The sequence below is a fragment of the Streptomyces sp. NPDC053665 genome (assembly GCF_055585285.1).
In genome coordinates this window covers 1,003,739-1,025,959 of record NZ_JBVJKK010000001.1, presented here as the reverse complement: position 1 = coordinate 1,025,959, position 22,221 = coordinate 1,003,739, and the positions used below count along the sequence as shown (strand labels likewise).

The 22,221-nt window shown below is 72.1% G+C and carries 17 protein-coding genes; 4 read left to right on the top strand and 13 right to left on the bottom strand.

Annotation, left to right across the window (positions count from 1 at the left end; all coding sequences use genetic code 11):
- Positions 1-13: 13 nt before the first annotated feature.
- On the bottom strand, positions 14-508 hold the full coding sequence (locus tag ACZ6ZN_RS04415; protein ID WP_398109493.1) for an NUDIX domain-containing protein: 495 nt from the start codon (positions 506-508) through the stop codon (positions 14-16).
- 44 nt (positions 509-552) lie between these two features.
- Positions 553-1,623 (bottom strand): ADP-ribosylglycohydrolase family protein, encoded by a 1,071-nt coding sequence (locus ACZ6ZN_RS04410; RefSeq protein ID WP_469642980.1) that lies wholly within the window; start codon positions 1,621-1,623, stop codon positions 553-555.
- 201 nt (positions 1,624-1,824) lie between these two features.
- Here ACZ6ZN_RS04410 and ACZ6ZN_RS04405 point away from each other — a divergent pair, with 201 nt between their 5' ends.
- Positions 1,825-2,985 (top strand): glycerate kinase, encoded by a 1,161-nt coding sequence (locus tag ACZ6ZN_RS04405; protein WP_469642978.1) that lies wholly within the window; start codon positions 1,825-1,827, stop codon positions 2,983-2,985.
- Positions 2,986-4,010: 1,025 nt separating this feature from the next.
- Here ACZ6ZN_RS04405 and pssA read toward each other — a convergent pair.
- The 9 genes from pssA to ACZ6ZN_RS04360 form a co-directional block, all read right to left on the bottom strand.
- Positions 4,011-4,793 (bottom strand): CDP-diacylglycerol--serine O-phosphatidyltransferase, encoded by a 783-nt coding sequence (gene pssA / locus ACZ6ZN_RS04400; RefSeq protein WP_333934415.1) that lies wholly within the window; start codon positions 4,791-4,793, stop codon positions 4,011-4,013.
- Between the two features lie 58 nt (positions 4,794-4,851).
- Positions 4,852-5,508: a phosphatidylserine decarboxylase gene (locus ACZ6ZN_RS04395; RefSeq protein WP_384321775.1), complete on the bottom strand. Its 657-nt coding sequence runs from the start codon at positions 5,506-5,508 to the stop codon at positions 4,852-4,854.
- A 170-nt stretch (positions 5,509-5,678) separates the two neighbouring features.
- Positions 5,679-6,884, bottom strand: a complete 1,206-nt coding sequence (locus ACZ6ZN_RS04390; RefSeq protein ID WP_033309198.1) for an acyl-CoA dehydrogenase family protein — start codon at positions 6,882-6,884, stop codon at positions 5,679-5,681.
- Positions 6,885-6,886: 2 nt separating this feature from the next.
- Positions 6,887-7,399, bottom strand: coding sequence for a MaoC family dehydratase (locus ACZ6ZN_RS04385; RefSeq protein ID WP_030843910.1), 513 nt, complete (start codon positions 7,397-7,399; stop codon positions 6,887-6,889).
- A gap of 5 nt (positions 7,400-7,404) precedes the next feature.
- Positions 7,405-8,367 (bottom strand): HpcH/HpaI aldolase/citrate lyase family protein, encoded by a 963-nt coding sequence (locus ACZ6ZN_RS04380; RefSeq protein WP_467731859.1) that lies wholly within the window; start codon positions 8,365-8,367, stop codon positions 7,405-7,407.
- Entirely contained in the window at positions 8,364-10,412 is a 2,049-nt protein-coding gene (locus tag ACZ6ZN_RS04375; protein ID WP_398109488.1) for a protein meaA, read from the bottom strand. Before ACZ6ZN_RS04375 ends, ACZ6ZN_RS04380 begins: the two co-directional genes overlap by 4 nt.
- 17 nt (positions 10,413-10,429) lie before the next feature.
- The gene (gene ccrA, locus ACZ6ZN_RS04370; RefSeq protein WP_398109487.1) at positions 10,430-11,773 is read right to left on the bottom strand and encodes a crotonyl-CoA carboxylase/reductase; all 1,344 of its coding nucleotides are present in this window, start codon (positions 11,771-11,773) and stop codon (positions 10,430-10,432) included.
- Between the two features lie 381 nt (positions 11,774-12,154).
- Positions 12,155-12,982 carry a TetR family transcriptional regulator gene (locus ACZ6ZN_RS04365; RefSeq protein WP_469642974.1) on the bottom strand — a complete coding sequence of 276 codons (828 nt, stop codon included), beginning with the start codon at positions 12,980-12,982 and terminating at the stop codon, positions 12,155-12,157.
- Positions 12,983-13,100: 118 nt separating this feature from the next.
- The gene (locus tag ACZ6ZN_RS04360) at positions 13,101-14,906 is read right to left on the bottom strand and encodes a 3-hydroxyacyl-CoA dehydrogenase family protein (RefSeq protein WP_469642972.1); all 1,806 of its coding nucleotides are present in this window, start codon (positions 14,904-14,906) and stop codon (positions 13,101-13,103) included.
- Between the two features lie 398 nt (positions 14,907-15,304).
- On the opposite strand from ACZ6ZN_RS04360, the gene ACZ6ZN_RS04355 reads away from it, so the two are divergent.
- Positions 15,305-15,880 (top strand): adenylosuccinate lyase, encoded by a 576-nt coding sequence (locus ACZ6ZN_RS04355; RefSeq protein WP_398109484.1) that lies wholly within the window; start codon positions 15,305-15,307, stop codon positions 15,878-15,880.
- A gap of 371 nt (positions 15,881-16,251) precedes the next feature.
- On the opposite strand, the gene ACZ6ZN_RS04350 is transcribed toward ACZ6ZN_RS04355, so the two are convergent.
- Positions 16,252-17,853 carry an alpha/beta hydrolase gene (locus ACZ6ZN_RS04350; protein WP_469642970.1) on the bottom strand — a complete coding sequence of 534 codons (1,602 nt, stop codon included), beginning with the start codon at positions 17,851-17,853 and terminating at the stop codon, positions 16,252-16,254.
- A gap of 137 nt (positions 17,854-17,990) precedes the next feature.
- Positions 17,991-19,031 carry an Rv2578c family radical SAM protein gene (locus tag ACZ6ZN_RS04345; RefSeq protein ID WP_469642968.1) on the bottom strand — a complete coding sequence of 347 codons (1,041 nt, stop codon included), beginning with the start codon at positions 19,029-19,031 and terminating at the stop codon, positions 17,991-17,993.
- A 172-nt stretch (positions 19,032-19,203) separates the two neighbouring features.
- Between ACZ6ZN_RS04345 and ACZ6ZN_RS04340 the strand changes: the two genes are divergently transcribed.
- Entirely contained in the window at positions 19,204-19,647 is a 444-nt protein-coding gene (locus ACZ6ZN_RS04340; RefSeq protein ID WP_398109480.1) for an SRPBCC family protein, read from the top strand.
- Positions 19,648-19,800: 153 nt separating this feature from the next.
- Positions 19,801-22,188 carry an MFS transporter gene (locus tag ACZ6ZN_RS04335; protein WP_469642965.1) on the top strand — a complete coding sequence of 796 codons (2,388 nt, stop codon included), beginning with the start codon at positions 19,801-19,803 and terminating at the stop codon, positions 22,186-22,188.
- Positions 22,189-22,221 lie beyond the last annotated feature (33 nt).

The following is a 22,221-nucleotide window of genomic DNA, read 5'->3' as shown; positions in this document are numbered from 1 at the left end:
CAGCCGTCACCGGTCAGAAGACCCGCCGGCCGTTCTCCAGTTCCGCCGGACCCGAGCCCTCCGCCAGGACGTCGAGGGCGGCCAGGACGCGGCGGCCGAGGGCGCCGGGCAGGTACGCCGTCAGCTCCTCGCGGGGGACCGTACGCCAGGACAGCAGCTCCTCCTCCTGAAGGCGGATCGCCTTCAGGTCCTCCTCGCCGAGCACCCCGCCGTCGTACAGGTACGCCACCAGCGGCGGGCGGTCCGCGCCGGGCACCCAGTCCACCGCCAGCAGCCGCCCGGGCTCGCGGTCCAGGCCGATCTCCTCCAGCGTCTCGCGCCGCGCGCCCTGCCGCGGGCTCTCCCCGTCGTCGGACTCGACGGTGCCGCCGGGCAGCGCCCAGCCCTCCCGGTAGTTGGGCTCGACCAGCAGCACCCGGCCGGCGCCGTCCCGGAACAGCACGGCCGCAGCGGCCAGGACACGGGGCAGGGAGGCGATGTAGGCGGCGTAGTCAGGAGAGGTGCTCATGAAGGGCAGCGTAGCCACCGGACGCCCCTTCCCGGCCTGCCGGTTCAGCCCTCCGACTCCGCCAGCCGCACCGTCCGCTCCGCCAGCTCGCTGATGCGGACCCCGTCGAAGCCGAATACCGCGCTGCGCACCGTGTCCTCCAGCGGCGCCGTCCACTGCGCGGGGATGGCCGCCGCGCCGCCCAGCACCCCCGCCACCGAGCCCGCCGTCGCGCCGTTCGAGTCGGTGTCCAGGCCGCCGCGGACGGTCAGCGTGATGGTGCGCGTGAAGTCGCCGTCGCCGTACAGCAGACCCGCCGTGAGGACGGCGGCGTTCGGGATCGTGTGGATCCACCCCATCCCGGCGGTCTCCTCGGCGACCGTCGTCAGCGTGTCCTCCCAGGACATCCGGGTGTCGTGCAGCGAGGCCACCCGGCGGACGGTGCGGGCGAGGCGGCTGCCGGCCGGGATCACGGCCAGGGCCTCGTCGAGGGCCCGCCGCACGGTGGGCGCGGTGAACGCCGCCGCGACCAGCGCCGCCGCCCACATCGCGCCGTAGACCCCGTTCCCGGTGTGCGACAGCACGGCGTCCCGCCGGGCCAGCGCGGCGGCCCGGCGCGGCGCCCCCGGGCAGGTCCAGCCGAACACGTCGGCCCGGATGAGGGCCCCGATCCACTCCTGGTAGGGGTTGTCGTACGTCGCGGTCAGCGGCGGCTTCAGCCCGTTGGCGAGGTTGCGGTAAGCGGCCCGCTCGGCGGTGAACGTCTGCAGGTACGGCAGCCGCAGCAGCCACAGGTCGCCGACCTGCTCGGTGCTGAAGCCGAAGCCGTGGGTCTCCAGCAGGTCGAGGCCGAGGATCGCGTAGTCGACGTCGTCGTCGCGGCAGCTGCCGTGGATGCGGCCGCGGACGCACTGGCGCCACTCGGGGCGCAGGGCGCCCGCCTCGTCGCCGGCGGGCTCGGGCAGGTAGTCCGTCAGCGGGAGGGCGGCGGCCCGCCTGAGGTAGCGGTCGATGCGGTCGCGCGACCAGACCTCGCCCTGTTCGACGGGCTTGCCGAGCATGTTGCCCGCGATGCGGCCCTGCCAGCCGCCGAGGATGCGATCGCCGAGGTCCGTGTCCGAGCGTGCGGAGGTCATGGGGGAGGTCTACCCGTTTCGACAGCGGAGGCTGCGGTGGGTCCGGGCCGCTGTGTCGGCGGGGCCGGGGTGCCGCCGGGGCCGGCCGCGGGGGTCCATGGGGTGGGCACGGGCTGACGGGGGACGGTTCCTCCGGTTAAGGTCGCAGCGGCGCGACTGGCCTTGACGTGCGTGAAGGCCCGGAGAGCAAGGGGAGTGCAAGTGGCGGACGCTGCAGGGAGCGGAACCCGGAAGGCACAGCGGGTGCTCGTCGCCGCGGACAAGTTCAAGGGGTCGCTGACGGCCGTGGAGGTCGCCGAGCGGGTCACGGCCGGGTTGCGCCATGTCCTGCCCGACCTCCGCGTCGAGGCGCTGCCCGTGGCCGACGGCGGCGACGGCACCGTGGCCGCGGCCGTCGCGGCCGGTTTCGAGCGCCGGGAGGTCCGGGTCGCCGGCCCCCTCGGCGACGAGGTGACGGCGGCGTACGCGCTGCGCGAGGGCACCGCCGTCGTGGAGATGGCCGAGGCGAGCGGGCTGCAACGGCTGCCCGAGGGGGTCTTCGCCCCGCTGACGGCCTCGACCCGCGGCTCCGGCGAGCTGCTGCGCGCCGCGCTGGACGCCGGGGCCCGCACCATCGTCTTCGGCGTGGGCGGCAGCGCCACCACCGACGGCGGCGCCGGGATGCTGTCGGCGCTGGGCGCGCGGTTCCTGGACGCGGAGGGGAGGCCGGTCCCCCCGGGGGGCGGTGGCCTCGCCGAGCTGGCGACGGCGGACCTGTCGGGTCTCGACCCGCGGCTGGCCGACGTCGAGCTGGTCCTCGCCAGCGACGTCGACAACCCGCTGACCGGCCCGAAGGGCGCGCCCGCGGTCTACGGCCCGCAGAAGGGCGCCTCACCGGACGACGTGGCGGCCCTGGACGCCGCCCTCGCGCACTTCGCGAAGGTGCTGGAGGAGACGGCCGGCCCGGAGGCGGCCGCGTACGCGGCGTCGCCGGGTGCGGGTGCGGCCGGCGGCATCGGTTACGGCGCCCTGCTCCTGGGCGCCCGGTTCCGCCCCGGCATCGAGGTCATGCTCGACGTCCTGGGCTTCGCGCCCGCCCTGGACCGCGCCGATCTGGTGATCACCGGCGAGGGCTCCCTCGACGAGCAGACGCTGCACGGCAAGGCCCCGGCGGGCGTCGCCACGGCGGCCCGCGCCGCCGGCCGGGACGTCGTGGCCGTCTGCGGCCGCCTCGCCCTCCCCCCGGAGGTCCTGGGCCGGGCCGGCATCCGCAGGGCGTACCCCCTGACGGACGAGGAGCCGGACGTGGCGAAGTGCATCGCCGAGGCGGGCCCCCTCCTGGAGCGCGTCGCCCGGCGCATCGCCCAGGACTTCCTGACCTGAGCCGGGGCCCGGGCGGAGCCGGGCTCCAGGCTGAGCGGATGCCCGACCTGAGCCGGTTCCCGACCTGAGCCCGGATCCCGGGCTGGACGCAATCCCGCTCCGAGCGGCTCCCGCCCGACCCGGCTCCGCCCGCCCGGCCTGCGGCCGCCCGCCTGCGGCTGCCCGGCTGCGGCTGCCCGGCTGCGGCCTCTCGCCTGCGGCTGCCCGGCTGCGGCTGTCCGCCTGCGGCCTCTCGCCTGCGGCCGCCCGGCTGTGGCCGCCCGGCTGCGGCTGTCCGCCTGCGGCCGCCGGGCTCCGGCCGCTCGCCTGCGGCTGTCCGCCTGCGGCCTCTCGCCTGCGGCCGCCCGGCTGTGGCTGCCCGGCTGTGGCCCCGGCCTCCGGCCGGCCGGCTGTGGCTGCCCGGCTGCGGCCCCCGGCTGTGGCCGCCCGCCTGCGGCTGCCCGCCTGTGGCCGCCCGGCTGTGGCTGCCCGGCTGCGGCCCCCGGCTGTGGCCGCCCGCCTGTGGCCGCCCGGCTGTGGCTGCCCGGCTGCGGCCCCCGCCTGTGGCCGCGCGCCTGTGGCTGCCCGGCTGTGGCTGCCCGGCTGTGGCTGCCCGGCTGCGGCCTCTCGCCTGCGGCTGTCTGCCTGCGGCCTCTCGCCTGCGGCTGTCTGCCTGCGGCCTCTCGCCTGCGGCTGTCTGCCTGCGGCCTCTCGCCTGCGGCCGCCCGCCTGTGGCTGCCCGCCTGTGGCTGCCCGGCTGCGGCCCCCGCCTCCGGCCGCCGCCGGGCCCCGGCCGCCCGCTCCAGCGGCCCGCCCGCGGCTCTTCGCTTCCAGCCGCGCACCTGCGGGCCGCGCACCTGCGGACGTCCGGCTCCGGCCGCCCGCCTGCGGCCTCTCGCCACGTGCTCCAGCGGGGGTCCGCCCGCCGGGCGCGTGGTGGGACCCGGAGGCCGGGTACCTCGCGAGGTGGCGTTGCGGCACCCGCGTCCGTGCACGGGAAGGGCCCCGGACCGTCACCCGGTCCGGGGCCCTTCGCCTGTGTCCTGCTACGGCAGCTGCGCCGCCCGTGCCTCGCGACGGTTGTCGCGGAAGTTGTTCACCCGCCGGGCCGTCGCGAACAGCGGGATGACCGCCCCCATGACCAGCTGCAGGGCGCAGCCCGTCTGGAGCAGCAGCTGGCCGCTCGGCGCGTCGAACGCCCAGGCCGCCATCAGGCCCATGCCCAGCACGATCCACGACAGCATCGCCACGGCGAGCCGGCCCCGCGGCTTCGGGTACTCCACGCGGCTCACCATCAGCCACGCCGTCCCCAGGATCGCCAGCAGGGTCGCCACGAAGGGCAGCTCCAGCAGGACGATCGACACGACCGTGAGCGCGCCGAACGGTGACGGCATGCCCTGGAAGGTGCCGTCCTTGACCGTGACGCACGAGAACCGGGCGAGCCGCAGCACCACCGCCAGCAGCACCACGATGGCCCCGACCGCGGCGACCCGCTGGTACGCGCCGTCCGCGACCATGCCGTAGACGAGCACGAAGTACGCCGGCGCCAGGCCGAAGCTGATCAGGTCCGACAGGTTGTCCAGCTCGGCGCCCATGGGCGAGGACCGCAGCTTGCGCGCCACCAGGCCGTCGAACAGGTCGAAGACCGCCGCGCAGAGCATGAGGATGACCGCCGTGGCCGCGCTGTTGCGTGCCATGCCGGTCTCCTGGCTGCCCATGAGATCCGGGATCAGGATGCCGGTGGTGGTGAAGTACACCGCCATGAAGCCGCACGTGGCGTTGCCGAGCGTCAGCGTGTCCGCTATCGACAGCCGGAGGGAGAGGGGCATCTCCTCTTCCTCGTCGACCTCGTCGGACCCCGGGACCCAGCCGGACTTGGTATCAGGATCAACCACGGTCAATGCGAGTCACCCCAGCCACGGTCTTCTGCCCCACCTCGACCGCGACCTCCACGCCCTCGGGCAGGTAGAGGTCGACGCGCGAGCCGAAGCGGATCAGGCCGATCCGCTCGCCCTGCTCGACCTTGGTGCCCTGGGGCACGTAGGGGACGATGCGGCGGGCGACGGCACCGGCGATCTGGATCATCTCGATGTCGCCGAGCTCGGTGTCGAAGTGCCAGACGACGCGCTCGTTGTTCTCGCTCTCCTTGTTGAAGGCGGGAACGAAGCCACCGGGCACGTGCTCGACCGACGTCACGGTGCCGGCCAGCGGCGCGCGGTTGACGTGGACGTTGAGCGGGCTCATGAAGATCGCGACGCGGGTGCGGCCGTCCTTCCACGGCATGATGCTCTGCACCACACCGTCGGCGGGCGAGATGACCCGGCCCTGGGTGATCTCGCGCTCGGGGTCGCGGAAGAACCACAGCATGCCCGCCGCCAGCGCGGTGGCGGGAACGGCCACGGCCTTGGCGGCGCCGGAACGGCGCGCGCGGGCCAGGCTGAGTGCTGCGGTGGCGACGGTCGGAAGAAGCCACGGCGATGCTCCGCGCGCGAGGCGTACGCCGGCCCGGCTGTCGCGAGATGCAGAGGTTTGGCTGTGGGGCATGGATGACCTTCGTAGCGGATGATGCCGCACTCTGACGGGGGACGGCGGCTTTCCGGCGATCGTAGCGGCTCGCGGCCCTAACTGGGTAAGCCAGGCTGCCGAGTCGGCGGCTGAGGCGTGCTGACGGGGTGTGATCTTCTTCTCCAAGAAAACACCCCGTATCCGGACATCTAGCCCTGGAATCGATACTCTTCGAGCAGCCGCCTGCCGATGATCATTTTCTGGATCTCGGCGGTACCTTCACCGATCAGCAGCATCGGCGCCTCGCGGTAGAGGCGCTCGATCTCGTACTCCTTGGAGAAGCCGTAGCCGCCGTGGATCCGGAAGGCGTCCTCGACGACCTCCTTGCAGTACTCGGAGGCGAGGTACTTCGCCATCCCAGCCTCGAGGTCGTTTCGCTCCCCGGAGTCCTTTTTGCGTGCCGCGTTCACCATCATCGCATGCGCGGCCTCGACCTTGGTAGCCATCTCGGCCAGCTTGAACTGGATGGCCTGGTGCTGGGCGATCGCCTTGCCGAAGGTGTGCCGCTGCTGCGCGTACTGCACGCCCAGTTCGAACGCACGCTGCGCGACGCCGCAGCCACGCGCCGCCACGTTCACGCGGCCGACCTCGACGCCGTCCATCATCTGGTAGAAACCGCGGCCCGTGACCCCGCCGAGCACGCGGTCCGCGGGAATCCGCAGGCCATCCATGATGAGCTCGGTGGTGTCGACCCCCTTGTAGCCCATCTTGTCGATCTTGCCGGGGATGGTGAGACCGGGGCGGACCTCGCCGAAGCCGGGCTCCTTCTCCACCAGGAAGGTGGTCATCGACTTGTGGGGCGCCGTGCCCTCGGGGTGACCTTCGTCACTCCGGACCAGAACGGCCACCAGCGACGACGTTCCGCCGTTCGTCAGCCACATCTTCTGGCCGTTCAGGACGTACTCCTCGCCGTCCTTCACCGCCTTGGACGTGATCGCCGACACGTCCGAGCCGAGAGCCGGCTCCGACATCGAGAACGCGCCCCGGATGTCCCCGGCCGCCATGCGCGGCAGGAAGTGGTCCTTCTGCTCCTGCGTGCCGTGCTGCTTGAGCATGTAGGCCACGATGAAGTGGGTGTTGATGATGCCGGACACCGACATCCAGCCGCGGGCGATCTCCTCGACGCACAGCGCGTACGTCAGGAGCGACTCGCCCAGACCGCCGTACTCCTCGGGAATCATCAGGCCGAACAGGCCCAACTCCTTCAGCCCGTCGACGATCGCTTGCGGGTACTCGTCGCGGTGCTCCAGCTCCGTGGCGACCGGGATGATCTCCTTGTCCACGAAGTCCCGGACGGTGGACAGGATCTCCTGCTGGACGTCCGTCAGACCGGCGGTCTGGGCGAGTCGCGCCATGGCTACTTCTCCTGCTCCCTGAGCTCGGGGCGGCCGGGCTGCTCGCCGCCGCGCTCCTTGATGTACGTCTCGGTCGGCACCATCACCTTGCGGCGGAACACGCAGACCAGCGTGCCGTCCTGCTTGTAGCCCTTGGTCTCCACGTACACGATGCCGCGGTCGTTCTTGGACTTCGACGGCCACTTGTCGAGCACGGTCGTCTGGCCGTAGATCGTGTCGCCGTGGAAGGTCGGCGCCACGTGCTTGAGCGACTCGATCTCCAGGTTGGCGATGGCCTTGCCGGAGATGTCCGGTACGGACATGCCGAGCAGCAGCGAGTAGATGTAGTTGCCCACCACGACGTTCTTGCCGAAGTCCGTCGTCTTCTCCGCATAGTTCGTGTCCATGTGGAGGGGGTGGTGGTTCATGGTGAGGAGACAGAACAGGTGGTCGTCGTACTCCGTGACCGTCTTGCCCGGCCAGTGCTTGTACGTCGCGCCGACCTCGAACTCCTCGTAGGTGCGTCCGAACTGCATGGCGCTCAGCCCTCCGGGATCTCGAACTTGCTGGTGCGCTGCATGCCGGCGGCGCGGCCCTTGCCGGAGATGACCAGCGCCATCTTGCGGCTGGCCTCGTCGATCATCTCGTCGCCGAGCATCGCCGAGCCCTTCTTGCCGCCCGCCTCGGACGTGTAGTAGTCGTACGCGTCCAGGATCAGCTCGGCGTGGTCGTAGTCCTCCTGCGACGGCGAGAAGATCTCGTTGGAGGCCTCGACCTGGCCCGGGTGCAGCACCCACTTGCCGTCGAAGCCGAGGGCGGCGGCGCGCTGCGCGACCTCGCGGTAGCCCTCGACGTTGCGGATCTGGAGGTAGGGGCCGTCGATCGCCTGGAGGTTGTTGGCGCGGGCGGCCATGAGGATCTTCATCAGGATGTAGTGGTAGGCGTCGGCCGGGTAGCCGGGCGGCTGCTCGCCCACGACCAGCGACTTCATGTTGATGGACGCCATGAAGTCGGCCGGGCCGAAGATGATGGTCTCCACGCGCGGGGAGGCCTGGGCGATCTCGTTGACGTTGTTCAGGCCCTGGGCGTTCTCGATCTGCGCCTCGATGCCGATGCGGCCGACCTCGAAGCCCATGGTCTTCTCGATCTGCGTCAGCAGCAGGTCCAGCGCCACGATCTGCTGGGCGTCCTGCACCTTCGGCAGCATGATGCAGTCGAGGTTGGGGCCGGCGCCCTCGACGACCGTGACGACGTCGCGGTAGGTCCACTCGGTCGTCCAGTCGTTGACGCGGACGACCCGCGTCTTGCCCGTCCAGTCGCCCTCGTTGAGGAACTTCACGATGGTGTGCCGCGCCTCGGGCTTGGCCAGCGGGGCGCACGCGTCCTCCAGGTCGAGGAAGACCTGGTCCGCCGGGAGGCCCTGCGCCTTCTCCAGGAAGCGCGGGTTCGAGCCCGGTACCGCCAGGCAGGAACGCCGGGGGCGAAGGCGGTTGACGGTCGTCATGCGGGGACCTCCAGGGGGTCGAGCTGGTTCGCTTTCCGGATCTCGTCGACGATGCGGCCGATGATCCCGGTGATGTCGAAGTCCTTCGGGGTGAAGACCGCGGCCACTCCGGCTTCCCTGAGCTGCTCGGCGTCACCATTCGGGATGATGCCACCGGCGATCACGGGGATGTCTGTGGCACCGGCCACACGCAGCCGTTCGAGGACGTCCGGGACCAGCTGGGCGTGCGATCCGGACAGGATCGACAGGCCGACCGCGTGCACGTCCTCGGCGAGGGCCGCGTCCACGATCTGCTCCGGCGTCAGCCGGATGCCCTGGTAGACCACCTCGAAGCCGGCGTCCCGCGCGCGCACCGCGATCTGCTCGGCGCCGTTGGAGTGCCCGTCCAGGCCCGGCTTGCCGACCAGGAAGCGCAGCTTGCCCACGTCCAGGTCCTTGGCGGTCAGCTCCACCTTGCGGCGGACCAGGGCCAGCGAGCTGCCCTCCTCGACCGGCACGGCCACCGGCGCGGAGGAGACGCCCGTGGGCGCCCGGAACTCGCCGAACACCTCGCGCAGGGCCCCGGCCCACTCGCCGGTTGTCGCGCCGGCGCGGGCGCACTCCAGGGTGGCCTCCATGAGGTTCTCGTTGCCGCGGGCGGCGTCCTTCAGGCGCTCCAGGGCCTTGCAGGGCCTCGGGTGGTTGAAGGGCGGCTGGTAGCGGCTGTCCCGCCACTGCTGCAGCCCGGCGATGACCCGGGCCTCGACCGCCGGGTCCACCGTCTGGATGGCGGTGTCCAGGTCGGCGGTCAGGGGGTTGGGCTCGGTGCCCTCGAAGATGTTGACGCCGACGATCTTCTCCTGGCCGGACTCGATCCGGCCGCGGCGCTCGGCGTGCGAGGCGACCAGCTGCGACTTGAGGTAGCCGGACTCGACGGCCGCCATCGCGCCGCCCATCTCCTGGATGCGGTCGATCTCGGCGAACGCCTCCTCGACCAGCCGGTCCACCTTCGCCTCGATCACCTTCGAGCCCTCGAAGACGTCCTCGTACTCCAGCAGGTCGCTCTCGTACGCCAGGACCTGCTGGATGCGCAGCGACCACTGCTGGTCCCACGGGCGGGGCAGGCCCAGGGCCTCGTTCCAGGCGGGCAGCTGCACGGCGCGCGCGCGGGCGTCCTTGGAGAGGGTGACGGCCAGCATCTCCAGCACGATCCGCTGGACGTTGTTCTCCGGCTGCGCCTCGGTCAGGCCCAGGGAGTTGACCTGGACGCCGTAGCGGAAGCGGCGCTGCTTGGGGTTCTCGATGCCGTACCGCTCGCGGGTGATGCGGTCCCAGATGCGGCCGAACGCCCGCATCTTGCACATCTCCTCGATGAAGCGGACGCCCGCGTTCACGAAGAAGGAGATGCGCGCGACGACGTCGCCCATGCGGTCCTGCGGCACCTGGCCGGAGTCGCGCACCGCGTCCAGCACGGCGATGGCGGTGGACATCGCGTACGCGATCTCCTGGACCGGTGTGGCGCCCGCCTCCTGCAGGTGGTAGCTGCAGATGTTGATCGGGTTCCACTTCGGCATGTGGGAGACCGTGTACGCGATCATGTCCGTCGTCAGGCGCAGGCTCGGCCCCGGCGGGAAGACGTGCGTGCCGCGGGAGAGGTACTCCTTGACGATGTCGTTCTGGGTCGTGCCCTGGAGCTTGGTGATGTCGGCACCCTGCTCCTCGGCGACGACCTGGTAGAGCGCCAGCAGCCACATGGCCGTGGCGTTGATGGTCATCGAGGTGTTCATCTGCTCCAGGGGGATGTCCTGGAACAGCCGGCGCATGTCACCGAGGTGCGCGATCGGCACGCCGACCCGTCCGACCTCGCCGCGGGCGAGGATGTGGTCGGAGTCGTAGCCGGTCTGCGTCGGCAGGTCGAACGCCACCGACAGACCCGTCTGGCCCTTGGCGAGGTTGCGCCGGTACAGCTCGTTGGACGCCTCGGCCGTGGAGTGACCGGCGTACGTGCGCATGAGCCACGGCCGGTCCTTCTCCCGCCTGCCGTCGGCGGGCTGACGCTCAGTCATCTGTGCTCCCGGGTGTCTCAGATGTTGCGGAAGCGGTTGATGGCGTCGATGTGCTGGGCGCGCTTGGCCTCGTCGCGCACGCCCAGGCCCTCCTCGGGGGACATGCAGAGCACGCCGACCTTGCCCTGGTGGAGGTTGCGGTGCACGTCGAACGCGGCCTGGCCGGTGTCCTCCAGGGAGTACACCTTGGACAGCGTGGGGTGGATCTTGCCCTTCGCGATCAGGCGGTTGGCCTCCCAGGCCTCGCGGTAGTTGGCGAAGTGCGAGCCGATGATGCGCTTCAGCGACATCCACAGGTAGCGGTTGTCGTACTCGTGCATGTAGCCCGAGGTCGAGGCGCAGGTGGTGATGGTGCCGCCCTTGCGGGTGACGAACACGGACGCGCCGAAGGTCTCCCGGCCCGGGTGCTCGAAGACGATGTCGATGTCCTCGCCGCCGGTGAGCTCGCGGATGCGCTTGCCGAAGCGCTTCCACTCCCTGGGGTCCTGGGTGTTCTCGTCCTTCCAGAACTTGTAGCCCTCGGCGGTGCGGTCGATGATCGCCTCGGCGCCCATCGAGCGGCAGATGTCCGCCTTCTGCTCGCTGGAGACCACGCAGATCGGGTTGGCGCCGCCGGCGAGGGCGAACTGCGTGGCGTAGGAGCCGAGTCCGCCGCTCGCGCCCCAGATGAGGACGTTGTCGCCCTGCTTCATGCCGGCGCCGTTGCGGGAGACCAGCTGCCGGTAGGCGGTGGAGTTGACCAGACCGGGGGCGGCGGCCTCCTCCCAGCTGAGGTGGTCGGGCTTGGGCATCAGCTGGTTGGACTTCACCAGGGCGATCTCGGCGAGGCCGCCGAAGTTGGTCTCGAAGCCCCAGATGCGCTGCTCGGGGTCGAGCATCGTGTCGTTGTGGCCGTCGCTGGACTCCAGCTCGACCGACAGGCAGTGGGCGACGACCTCGTCGCCGGGGCGCCAGGCGTTGACGCCCGGGCCGGTGCGCAGGACGACGCCCGCGAGGTCGGAGCCGATGATGTGGTACGGCAGGTCGTGCCGCTTGGCCAGCTCGTTGGTGCGGCCGTAGCGCTCCAGGAAGCCGAAGGTGGACAGCGGCTCGAAGATCGACGTCCACACCGAGTTGTAGTTGACCGACGAGGCCATGACGGCCACCAGCGCCTCGCCCGGGCCGAGCTCGGGCAGCGGCACCTCGTCCAGGTGGATCGACTTGCGGGGGTCCTTGTCGCGCGTGGCGAGCCCGGCGAACATCTCCGTCTCGTCCTTGTGCACGGTGATCGCGCGGTACGACTCGGGCAGCGGGAGGGCGGCGAAGTCCTCCGACGTGGAGTCGGGCGACTGGATCGCGGCCAGGATGTCCTTCACGGTCACGGTGTTGCCTCCGGCGGTGAGCGCCCTGAGGGAGGGGCGCCGATGGTTACGTCGGTGCTGCTGAGGGTTGAGGGGTGCCGTCGGTTCGGCGGTGGTGCTGATCGGCGGCGCATGGTGGCGCGGGAGGTTGCCTGTGACGCAGGCGTCCGGACGTGCAGGCGGGTTCGGCCTGCCGGGACGTCGCCCGGACTCCTTCAACGTATGACACCGCGTGTCACCCCGCAAGGCACTGAGTGCCAGAACTTGATCTCAGATGAAATCTTTACGCAACATATGAGCGATGATCGATCGAACGGGGTCGGCCAGGGCCCGTAAAACGGCCCCTGACATGCCAAAACGGCCACCCCGAAGGGTGGCCGTCATCACAGTGCCGTGAGCTGCTCAGCGCTCCTTGAGGGCCTGCTCGATGGTCCGCATGACCTCGTCCAGCGGGGCGTCCGTGCGGGCCACCGTCACCAGCACCTCGCCCTGCGTCGAGGCCGTCGCCGCGGCCGGCTGGGGGTCCGCGGAGCGCCCTGCGCCGATGCCGGTGCCGAAGGTCCTGCGCACGATGGCGAACGCGTGGTCCAGCTGCGCCTCCACATCGCCCTGACCGCCGGCCCGGAGCCAGCGCCGCAGCACGTGGTTGTGCGCGGTGACCACCGCCGAGGCGGCCACCTCCGCCAGCAGCGGGTCGTCGTTGGCGTCGTCGGCGTGCGCGCGCTCGTCGAAGTGGCCGAGGAGGTAGCGGGTGAACAGCCGCTCGTAGCGGGCGACCGAGGCGATCTCCGCCTCGCGCAGGGTGGGCACCTCGCGCGTCAGCTTGTAGCGGGCGACCGAGATCTCCGGCCGGGCCGCGTACATCCGCATGACCTCCTTGATCCCGCGGCACACGGTGTCGAGCGGATGCTCGTGCGCGGGCGCCGCGTTGAGCACCGCCTCGGCGCGGATCAGGGTGTCGTCGTGGTCGGGGAAGATCGCCTCTTCCTTGGAGCGGAAGTGGCGGAAGAACGTACGGCGGGCCACCCCGGCCCGGGCCGCGATCTCGTCGACGGTGGTCGCCTCGTACCCCTTCGTCGCGAAGAGCTCCATCGCGGCGGCCGCCAGTTCCCGGCGCATCTTGAGCCGCTGGGCGGCGGCACGGGAGCCGGCGGCGCTCTCCGGGGCGTCGGCCGCGGCGGGGGTACGTGAGGACTTGGCGGGCTGGGGCATGCCCTGAACGTACTGCATGTGCGCAGCTCGGTGCGCGTGACCTGGGTGCCGGAAGCCGCCGGGGGGCGGGGCGGACCGGTCCGGGCCGAAGAGCCCGCCCCACTCCGCCCCGGACCGGGGCCGGCCGCCGGGACGCTCAGCGCTTGGCATATTCGCGGAAGCCGCGGCCGGTCTTCCGGCCGAGGCAGCCCGCGGCCACCAGGTGCTCCAGCAGCTGCGCCGGGGCGAGACCCGGGTCGCGGAACTCGCGGTGCAGGACCTTCTCGATGGCGAGCGAGACGTCGAGTCCGACGACGTCCAGCAGCTCGAACGGACCCATCGGGTAGCCGCCGCCCAGCTTCATCGCGGCGTCGATGTCGTCGAGCGAGGCGTAGTGCTCCTGCACCATCTTGACCGCGTTGTTGAGGTACGGGAACAGCAGCGCGTTCACGATGAAGCCGGCCCGGTCCCCGCAGTCCACCGCGTGCTTGCGGATCCGGCCGCAGACCTCGCGGACCGTGGCGTGCACGTCGTCGGCGGTCAGCACGGTGCGCACCACCTCGACCAGCTTCATGGCCGGCGCCGGGTTGAAGAAGTGCATCCCGATGACGTCCTGCGGCCGCGAGGTGGCCCGGGCGCAGGCGACGACCGGCAGGGAGGAGGTCGTCGTGGCCAGGATCGCGCCCGGCTTGCAGACCTTGTCCAGCGTGGCGAACAGCTGCCGCTTGACCTCCAGGTCCTCGGCGACCGCCTCCAGGGCCAGATCGACGCCGGCGAAGTCCTCGTAGCTGCCGGTGGCCGTGATGCGGTCCAGGGTCTCGGCGGCGGCCTCGGCGGTCATGCGGCCCTTGTCGACCGAGCGCGCCAGGGACTTGCCGATGCGGGCCTTGGCGGTCTGCGCCTTCTCCTCGCTGCGCGCGGCCAGGACGACCTCGTAGCCGGCCTTGGCGAAGACCTCGGCGATCCCGGAGGCCATGGTGCCCGAACCGGCCACCCCGACCGAGGAGACGGTCCGGCCGGCGACCGCCGTGCCGTTCTCCGAGGGGGTCAGCGCGTCCGGCACGACGACCGCGCTGCCCGGCGCCTCGTACGTGTAGAAGCCGCGCCCCGCCTTGCGGCCCGTCAGACCGGCCTCGCTGAGCTGCCTGAGGATGGGGGCCGGGGCGTGCAGCCGGTCGTGGGAGGCGGTGTACATGGCCTCCAGGACCGTGCGCGCGGTGTCGACGCCGATCAGGTCGAGCAGCGCCAGCGGGCCCATGGGCAGTCCGCAGCCCAGCCGCATCGCGGCGTCGATGTCCTCGCGGGAGGCGTACCGCGCCTCGTACATGGCGGCGGCCTGGTTGAGGTAGCCGAACAGCAGGCCGTCGGCGACGAAACCGGGCCGGTCGCCGACCGCGACGGGTTCCTTGCCCAGGTCGAGCGCGAGGTCGGTGACGGCCGTGACGGCGGCGGGGGCGGTCAGCACCGAGGACACGACCTCGACCAGCTTCATCGCCGGCGCCGGGTTGAAGAAGTGCAGGCCCAGCACCCGTTCCGGCCGTGCGGAGTCGGCCGCCAGCCGCGTGACGGACAGCGCGTTGGTGCCGGTCGCCAGGATCGTCCCCGGACGCACGATCGCGTCGAGCTCCCGGAAGATCTGCTGCTTGACCTCGTACGACTCCGGGGCCACCTCGATGACCAGGTCGGCGTCGGCCGCGGCACGCAGGTCGGAGGAGGTGCGCACCCGGGCCAGGATCTCGGCACGGTCCTGCTCGGTCAGCCGGCCGCGCTCCACGCCGCGGGCGGTGGAGGCCTCCAGGGCGGCGACGCACGTGGCGGCCTGGGCCTCGCTGATGTCGATGCCGACGACCTCGCGGCCGGCCTTGGCGAGGACCTCGGCGATGCCGGTGCCCATCGTGCCGAGACCGACGACGGCGACGGTGCGCAGCGGGGACTGGGACGGGTCGGAAAGGGGAGTGGCCATCGCGGGACTCCAGGATGAGGGTGACGACGGGGAACGCCTCCCGGGTGCGCCGCGCGAGGACCGGCGGAAGCCGGGTCGCGGACGCACCGGGTGCGTGAGGAATGCGGGTGTGGGCCGGGCTGCGAAGCGCACACGCCCGGTACCGTCTTCCCCGGGGCGTGCACACGCCCGGAGGGGGACGGCCGTCCGACCGGCCCTGTCCCGGGGCCGAGCCGTACTGCGGTACCTGAGGCACCGAACCGACTGCTCTCACGGCGGCCGCGTCACCAGACCGCCCTGAGGGATCGCGAGTGGGTAACTCGCTCGTCTGAGCTTAACCGGCGGGTAACGAGCGCGCCAGCCCCCGGTGTTTGTGATGTACGTCCCGTGCGGGCCACGGCCCGCCTAACCTCTCAGTCATGGACGAAGAGTTGCGATCACTCACGGAGCGCTTACGGCAGGAGTCCGGAGGCCCGCCGGCGTTCGAGCGGCTCGCGGCGACCGACGACCCGGACGTGCTCGCGGCGGTGCTGACCGAGCAGGGGCAGCCGCTGTGGGCGCGTGAACTGGCCGCGTTCCGGCTGGGCGTGGCGGGGGACCGGCGGGCCTTCGAAGCGCTGGTGCTGCTGCTCAACCACCGTGATCCGCCGCGCTGCGCCTCCGCCGCGCACGCCCTCGCCCGGCTCGGCGACCCCCGCACCGCACGCGCGGCCGCCGCCCTCGCCACCAACGAACTGCGCGTCGCCTACGCCCTGCACCCGGTGCGGCTCCTGGTCGACCTGCGGGCACCGGAGGCCGTGCCGGCGCTGATCACCACCCTGCGGCGGCGGTTGCGCCCGCACGACCCCTACCGCCGGGTCGCCCTGGCCTGCGTGGACGGGCTCGGGACCCTGGGCGACGACCGGGCCCGCCCGGTGCTGAACGAGGCCCTCGCCCATCCGGCGCTGGCCGAGGCGGCCGTACGGGCCCTGGGGCGGATCCCCGGACAGAGGTGAGGCGCCGACGGTCGCCGGGCACGTCAGCGGGACAGGGGTCGGACGTACCGCACCTCGGGTACCGCGACCCCGTCCACCTCGAAGGACTCCGCGGGCCGTCGGCGCGGGAGAGGTGCGCGCGGCGCCGCTCGGCGTCCTCCTCGACGCTGAGCCCGTCGAGATACGCCTGCGGCATCATGCCCCGGTAGGCGTGCTGCCGGCCACGGACGCGGATCCCGGCGACGCCCTCGCAGTCGGCCGGGGTCATCTCCCGTATCCGCACGGCCGCAGGGGCGCGGCCACCGCCGGGGACGGAAACGCTCGTCGGCTCCTTCACGGGTCCATGGTGGCCCACGGCCGGCGGCGTCCGTCCCCGACGGGCCGTCAGGCGCTCAGCGGCGGAAGCCGAGCAGCCCGTGCAGCGCCGAGCCCTTCGAGGAGGCGGGCGACGTCCCCCGTGCCGAGGCGGAAGTGTCGGACGCCGCGGGCTCCGGATCGGGCAGTGCCTCGCACACCGCGTCCGCCGCGCCGTGACCGCGCGGGACGGTGCCGTCGGTGAGGTAGGCGGCCAGGTGCTTGTCCAGGCAGGCGTTGCCGCTCAGCGTGATGCCGTGGTTGCCGCCGCCCTGCTCGACCACCAGGCTGGACCGGGCCAGCAGGCGGTGGGTCGTGACGGCACCCTGGTACGGCGTGGCCGCGTCGCCGGTCGCCTGGAACAGCAGCACCGGTGGCAGCTTGCCGTTGGCGACGTTCACCGGGCGCCGCGACTCCGTCGGCCAGAACGCGCACGGCGCGTTGTACCAGGCGTTGTTCCAGGTCATGAAGGGCGCCTTGCCGTACACCGCCCAGTTGTCCCGGCGCCACTGCCGCCAGTCGCGCGGCCAGCCGGCGTCCCGGCACTGGACCGAGGTGTAGACGCTGTACCCGTTGTCGCCGGAGGCGTCGACCGCGCCGAGGCTCTCGTACGCCTCGACCAGCGGCCCCGGGTCCTTGTCCACGGCGTACGCCGCGAACGCCTCGGCCAGGAGGGGCCAGTAGCCGTTGTAGTAGCCGCCGGGGATGAAGGTGTCCTCCAGTTCCGAGGCGCCCACCGTGCCCTGCGCGGGCTTCTTCGCCAGGGCCGCGCGCATGGCGTACCACCTGGCCTCGACCTTCTCGGGGTCGGTGCCCAGCCCGTAGGCGCCGTCGTGCCGTGCGACCCAGGCCAGGAAGGCGCGGTGGCGGTCGTCGAAGGCCACGTCCTGGTTCAGGTTGGCCTCGTACCAGACGTCGGTCGGGTCGACGACCGAGTCCAGGACCAGTCGCCGCACGCGCTCGGGGAAGTACCGGGCGTACACCGCCCCCAGGTAGGTGCCGTACGAGTAGCCGAAGTAGTTGAGCTTCTCGGCGCCCAGGGCGCGCCGGATCGCGTCCATGTCGCGCACGGCGCTGGTGGTGTCGATGTACGGCAGGAGGTGCCCGTACTTCTTGCCGCAGGCGGCGGCGAAGGCCTTGGCGCGGTCGAGGTTGGCCCTCTCGATCGCGGGCGTCGCGGGGACGGAGTCCGGGCGGACCGGGTCGAAGTGGCCCGGCTTGCAGTCCAGCGCGGGCTTGCTGGCCCCCACGCCGCGCGGGTCGAAGCCGATGACGTCGTACTGGGCCGCGACCTTCGCGGGCAGCGACGAGGCGACGAACCCGGCGAGCGTCAGGCCGCTGCCGCCGGGGCCGCCCGGGTTGACCAGCAGGGGGCCCTGGTAGGTGCGGGCGGTGTGCGGGACGCGGGACAGGGCGAGGGTGATCTGCTTCCCCCGCGGCCTGCGGTGGTCCAGGGGCACCTTCAGGGACGCGCACTGGAGCGTCGGGTGGTCGTCGGTGGCGCAGCTCTTCCAGGAGAGCTGCGCGGTCTGCACGGTGGTGGGGGCGGTGCTGGGTGCGCTCGCCTCGGCGGGAACGGCCGTGAAGGTCCCGGCCATGACGACGGCGGCGCCGCACAGCGCGGCTGCGCGTTTTCTCATGGAGTCCTCCCAGGACGGCGGGATGTCGGACCGCGGGGGTCACCGTCCTCGCCGCATCGTCCCGGAATCCGGTCCTGGAAGAACTCATTCCGTAAAACTCATGACCCGATTGGATCGCCGGTTGCGCTCGAATGCTCCTAAAGGAGCGAAAGTTGGGTGGGGCCGGACACCGGCGGTTCCTCCGTCGGTTCGGGCGGCCGGATCCGCCGCGGTGCCGCCGGGCGCGTGGGCCCGATGCCGTACTCCTCGGCCAGCTCGTGCACCTGACGGGTGATCCGGCGCTGGTACCACTTCGGCGCGTAGGAGCCTTCGGCGTACAGCCGCTCGTAGCGCGCGACCAGATACGGGTGGTGGCGGGCCAGCCAGGCCATGAACCACTCCCGGGCGCCGGGCCGCAGGTGCAGCACCAGCGGGGTCACGGACGTGGCGCCGCAGGCCGCTATCTCCCGCACCGTGGCCCGCAGTTGATCCGGCCCGTCGCTCAGGAAGGGGATGACCGGTGCCATCAGCACGCCGCAGCCGATGCCGAGCTCCCCGAAGGCGCGGACGACCTCCAGGCGCCGCTGCGGTGCGGGGGTGCCCGGCTCCACGGTGCGCCACAGCTCCTGGTCGGTGAAGCCGACCGAGACCGAGATGCCGACGTCGGTCACCTCGGCCGCCTGCCGGATCAGGTCCAGGTCGCGCAGGATCAGCGTGCCCTTGGTCAGGATGGAGAACGGGTTGGCGTGGTCGCGCAGGGCGGCGATGATGCCCGGCATCAGCCGGTAGCGGCCCTCGGCGCGCTGGTAGCAGTCGACGTTGGTGCCCATCGCGATGTGCTCGCCGTGCCAGCGGGGCGAGGCGAGCTGCCGCCGCAGCAGCTCGGGCGCGTTGGTCTTGACGACGATCTGGCTGTCGAAGCCCAGCCCCGTGTCGAGGTCGAGATAGCTGTGCGTCTTGCGCGCGAAGCAGTACACGCACGCGTGCGAGCACCCCCGGTAGGGGTTGACCGTCCACTGGAACGACATCCGTGAGACCGCGGGCACCCGGTTGATGATCGACCGGGCCCGGACCTCGTGGAAGGTGATCCCCGCGAACTCCGGCGTGTCGAAGGTCCGGGTCGTCACCGTGTCCGCGCCGAACAGCGCGGCGTCGGCCCGGCCGTGTTCGGGGTCCACGGTGAGGTTCTCCCAGCGCATGACGCCTCCTCGGTAGCACTGACCACACAATAGAACACATGTTCCCTTGATCGTGCGAGGGTGCTTTCCGAACGGGTGCGACCGTGTTGCGCCACCCCGATTTGGGGGGCCGCGCGGCGGGGTGGTTGGCTTGCCCCGACCCCCCCGAGCAACCAGGTCCTGGAGGAAAGCGATGGCGCAGGTCGAGGCCACTACGGAGCGGATCGTCGCGGCGGACGCGGAGACGGTGTTCGACGCCCTCGCCGACTACAGCGGCACGCGCGCGAAGCTGCTGCCCGAGCAGTTCAGCGAGTACGAGGTGCGCGAGGGCGGGGACGGCGAGGGCACGCTGGTCCACTGGAAGCTCCAGGCCACCAGCAAGCGGGTGCGCGACTGCCTGCTGGAGGTCACCGAGCCCACCGACGGCGAGCTGGTCGAGAAGGACCGCAACTCCTCCATGGTCACCACCTGGCGCGTCACCCCGGCCGGGGAGGGGAAGTCCCGGGTCGTCGTGACCACCACCTGGACCGGTGCCGGCGGCATCGGCGGCTTCTTCGAGAAGACGTTCGCCCCGAAGGGGCTCGGCCGCATCTACGACGCGATGCTCACCCGGCTCGCCGCCGAGGTCGAGAAGTAGGCCGCCAAGAGTCCAGCCGGGAGGGCCTGTTGAGGTCCTCACCGGTTCGAGTGATCTCCGTGCGGTTCGCTCCTGTGCCGTAACTCGTCGCGCTTGCTCGTAGTTGTCGCTTTTACGCGGGAATTGTGCGGCACGCGACGAGGGGAGCGGTGAGTGGGCGGGATCACTCTGGCGCAGGACGAACCGGCGGTGGCGCCTCCCGCCACCCCCGCGCCGCCGCCGCCGGATCCGGAGCGCGGACCGGCCCCGCAGCGGGTCCGGCTGGTCTTCTTCGCGCTCATGCTGGCCCTGCTCCTGGCCGCCCTGGAGCAGATGATCGTCGCCACGGCGCTGCCGAAGATCGTCGGCGAACTGCACGGCCTGGACCGCATGTCCTGGGCGATCACCGCCTACCTGCTCACCGCCACGGTCGGGCTGCCGATCTACGGCAAGCTCGGGGACCTGCTCGGCCGCAAGGGCGTCTTCCAGTTCGCCATCGTCGTCTTCGTCGCCGGCTCCGCCCTGGCGGGCCGCGCGCAGACCATGGACCAGCTGATCGCCTTCCGCGCCCTCCAGGGCGTGGGCGCGGGCGGGCTCATGATCGGGGTCCAGGCGATCATCGCCGACATCGTGCCGCCCCGCGAGCGCGGGCGCTACATGGGGCTGATCGGCGCCTCCTTCGGCCTCGCCTCGGTGGCCGGCCCGCTCCTCGGCGGCTACTTCACCGACCACCTCTCCTGGCGCTGGTGCTTCTACGTCAACGTCCCTTTCGGCATCGTCACGTTCGCCGTCGTGGCGGTCGCGCTGAAGCTGCCGAAGCCCGCCGCCCGGGCCCGGTTCGACGTCCTCGGCGCGCTGCTGCTGACCGCCGCCTCCACCTGTCTGGTGCTGCTGACCAGCTGGGGCGGGACCGAACACGCCTGGGGTTCGCGGGTGATCCTCGGCCTGGCCGCGGGAGCGGGGGCGGCGACCGTGCTCTTCCTGGTCGTCGAGCGGTTCGCCGTCGAACCCCTCATGCCCCTGCGGCTGTTCAGGGACTCCGTCTTCAACGTCACCGGCCTGGTGGGTCTGGTGGTCGGCGTCGGGCTGTTCGGCGCGGCCAGCTACCTGCCGACCTACCTGCAGATGGTCGACGGCGCCTCCGCCACCGAGTCGGGCCTGCTCATGCTGCCCATGATGGCCGGCATCGTCGGCGCCTCCATCGTCTCGGGCCAGCTCATCAGCCACACCGGCCGCTACAAGGCCTACCCCGTCCTCGGCGGCGTGCTCTCCGTCGCCGGCATGTGGCTGCTGTCCCGGCTGGAGGTCGGCACGCCCCGGCTGCACTACAGCATCTGGATGGCCGTCCTCGGCGCCGGCATCGGCCTGGTGATGCCGGTGCTCGTCCTCGCCGTGCAGAACTCGGTGCGCCCGGGCGACCTCGGCACCGCCACCAGCGCCAACAACTACTTCCGGCAGATCGGCGGCAGTGTCGGGGCCGCCGTCTTCGGCACCCTGTTCGCCGACCGGCTCACCGACGCCCTGGCCGAGCGCCTCCCCGCCGGCGGCGGCCTGCCCGACCCCGAGGCCATCACGCCGCAGCTGGTGCACGCCCTGCCCCCGGACCTGCGCGACGGCTACATCCGGGCCTACGCCGACGCCATGCCGCGGATCTTCCTCTACCTGGTGCCGGTGCTGGTCCTCGGACTGGTCATCGCCTTCTTCCTCAAGGAGAAACCCCTGGTGTCCCACAACGCCTCGCTGACCGACCCGGGCACGGCACCGGGGACGGCCCCGGTCCCGCCGGCGCGCGCCGCGTACGCCGGCGGCGTCCCCGTCTGCGGCTCCGTGCAGCACCCCGACGGGACCGTCGTGCCCCGCGCGGCGCTCACCCTCATCGACGTCACCGGGCAACAGACCGGACGCGGCGCGAGCGGCGACGACGGCAGGTACGCGCTGGCCACTCCCGGCCCCGGCTCCTACGTGCTGATCGCCGCGGCCGGCGGCCACCAGCCGCAGGCCGTCTCCGTGACCGTGGGCGAGCGGCCCGTCGAACTCGACATCGTCCTCGGCGGCGCCGGCAACCTCGTCGGCAGCGTGGTCACCGCCGACGGCACGCCCGTGCGGGAGGCCACCGTCACGCTCACCAACGTGCACGGCGAGGTCGTGGCCACCACCCGCACCGGCCGGGAGGGCGGCTACGTCATCACCGAGCTGGTGGCCGGCGAGTACACCCTCGCCGCCAGCGCCCCCGCCTTCCGCCCCGCGGCGCTGCCCGTCACGGTCCAGGCGGCCCGTGAGACCCGCCGGGACATCGAGCTGGCCGGCGGTGCCGTCCTGCGCGGCACCGTCCGGGCCGGTGGCGGACGGCCCGTGGAGGACGCCCGCGTCACCCTGCTCGACGTGGCGGGCAACGTCGTCGACACCCTCACCACCGGCCCCGACGGCACCTTCCGCTTCGTCGACCTGTCCTCCGGCGAGTACACCGTCATCGCCGCCGGATACCCCCCGGTCGCCACCGTCCTGCAGGTGGCCGGAGGCGGACGCACCGAGCGCGACCTCCAGCTCGGCCACGAGGACTGACGCAGGCGATCCCCTCGCGGCGGCCTGCCGCGG

What these genes read in the sequence shown, in the direction of transcription:
- ACZ6ZN_RS04385 (WP_030843910.1), bottom strand. Translation starts at nt 7,399, where the DNA reads ATGCAGTTCGGACGCACCTACGAGGAGTTCGAGGTCGGCGCGACGTAC.
- ACZ6ZN_RS04355 (WP_398109484.1), top strand. Translation starts at nt 15,305, where the DNA reads ATGGACGAAGAGTTGCGATCACTCACGGAGCGCTTACGGCAGGAGTCC.
- ACZ6ZN_RS04415 (WP_398109493.1), bottom strand. Translation starts at nt 508, where the DNA reads ATGAGCACCTCTCCTGACTACGCCGCCTACATCGCCTCCCTGCCCCGT.
- ACZ6ZN_RS04380 (WP_467731859.1), bottom strand. Translation starts at nt 8,367, where the DNA reads ATGACGACCGTCAACCGCCTTCGCCCCCGGCGTTCCTGCCTGGCGGTA.
- ACZ6ZN_RS04390 (WP_033309198.1), bottom strand. Translation starts at nt 6,884, where the DNA reads ATGGCGCGACTCGCCCAGACCGCCGGTCTGACGGACGTCCAGCAGGAG.
- ACZ6ZN_RS04365 (WP_469642974.1), bottom strand. Translation starts at nt 12,982, where the DNA reads ATGCAGTACGTTCAGGGCATGCCCCAGCCCGCCAAGTCCTCACGTACC.
- pssA (WP_333934415.1), bottom strand. Translation starts at nt 4,793, where the DNA reads ATGCCCCTCTCCCTCCGGCTGTCGATAGCGGACACGCTGACGCTCGGC.
- ACZ6ZN_RS04410 (WP_469642980.1), bottom strand. Translation starts at nt 1,623, where the DNA reads ATGACCTCCGCACGCTCGGACACGGACCTCGGCGATCGCATCCTCGGC.
- ACZ6ZN_RS04360 (WP_469642972.1), bottom strand. Translation starts at nt 14,906, where the DNA reads ATGGCCACTCCCCTTTCCGACCCGTCCCAGTCCCCGCTGCGCACCGTC.
- ACZ6ZN_RS04345 (WP_469642968.1), bottom strand. Translation starts at nt 19,031, where the DNA reads ATGCGCTGGGAGAACCTCACCGTGGACCCCGAACACGGCCGGGCCGAC.
- ACZ6ZN_RS04375 (WP_398109488.1), bottom strand. Translation starts at nt 10,412, where the DNA reads ATGACTGAGCGTCAGCCCGCCGACGGCAGGCGGGAGAAGGACCGGCCG.
- ACZ6ZN_RS04340 (WP_398109480.1), top strand. Translation starts at nt 19,204, where the DNA reads ATGGCGCAGGTCGAGGCCACTACGGAGCGGATCGTCGCGGCGGACGCG.
- ACZ6ZN_RS04395 (WP_384321775.1), bottom strand. Translation starts at nt 5,508, where the DNA reads ATGCCCCACAGCCAAACCTCTGCATCTCGCGACAGCCGGGCCGGCGTA.
- ACZ6ZN_RS04350 (WP_469642970.1), bottom strand. Translation starts at nt 17,853, where the DNA reads ATGAGAAAACGCGCAGCCGCGCTGTGCGGCGCCGCCGTCGTCATGGCC.